Below are 1,015 nucleotides of genomic sequence, written 5' to 3'. Positions count from 1 at the left end.
TAAATTAGCGCCAATTCAGCGCTTTTTTATTCCATTTATTTCACGATAAAGCCAAATAAATCTAAATATGATAAGATGGGGTAATTATCTTTTATCGTGAGAATTTCATCATGAGTTTAATCGGTTATGCTCGAGTATCAACTTCCGAAGGGAAACAACTCCTTGACCGTCAGGTTGATGCGTTAACAGAAATCGGCTGTGAGCGAATTTTTGAAGACAAAGCATCGGGCAGTAATTCCCAACGTAAAGGCTTGGATGATTGTCTCAACTATTTGCGAAGAGGGGATGTGTTAGTCGTTTTGGATTTGGATAGGTTAGGGCGGTTAGCTAGTGACCTGATTAAATTGATTGATGAATTGGCTGAAAAAGACATTGGCTTTAAAGCGATTAACTCACCGATGGATACAACCACACCTGCAGGACGGGCGTTTTTACAGATTCAAGCCGCTTTTGCAGAGATGGAGCGCAATATTATCCGCCAGCGGGTGAAAGAAGGAATTGCGGCTGCTCGGGCTCGGGGGCGTAAAGGCGGCAGACCTAGAATCATGACGGCAGAGAAATTACGATACGCTCAGCATTTGATGGCTGACCAAACCAAAAGCATTCCAGCGATTTGTAAGGAACTAGGCGATATTCCCAGCAGTACGCTATATCACTATGTAACAGCGAAAGGGGAGTTGAAGAAAGCTGGAGTGGACTTGATAAGCAAAATCGAATAATTACAGTATTTTTGAAAGTTTCTATTTTCAGGATTCTAAAAGCGATTGTTAGCTAGTACATTTTGTATTATAATGCAATGTATCATATATTAAAGATTTGCTATGTATACGGTTGTCGAAACGGAAAGCTTTAAAGTTGAGATTGCTCACTTGTTAGATTTGGATGATCGATTGGCTTTCTTTACTTACCTTTCACAAAATCCATTAAAAGGTGATGTGATTCAACATGGCAAAGGTTTACGTAAAATTCGTTGGGCAACCAGTGGTAAAGGCAAGTCGGGTGGGGTTCGAGTTAT

The 1,015-nt window shown here is 40.6% G+C and carries 1 protein-coding gene and 1 pseudogene; both read left to right on the top strand.

The window, feature by feature from the left end; translation table 11 throughout:
• Positions 1-110: 110 nt before the first annotated feature.
• The gene (locus ACH0AB_RS11865; protein ID WP_406878269.1) at positions 111-719 is read left to right on the top strand and encodes a recombinase family protein; all 609 of its coding nucleotides are present in this window, start codon (positions 111-113) and stop codon (positions 717-719) included.
• 102 nt (positions 720-821) lie between these two features.
• Positions 822-1,015, top strand: a pseudogene (locus ACH0AB_RS11860) (transcriptional regulator); the annotation flags it as partial.

The organism is Moraxella sp. 179-F 1C4 NHS (assembly GCF_045370505.1).
GTDB lineage: Bacteria > Pseudomonadota > Gammaproteobacteria > Pseudomonadales > Moraxellaceae > Faucicola > Faucicola tetraodonis.
Note: the sequence above shows the minus strand (reverse complement) of the source record. Positions and strands in the feature narration are given on the sequence as shown.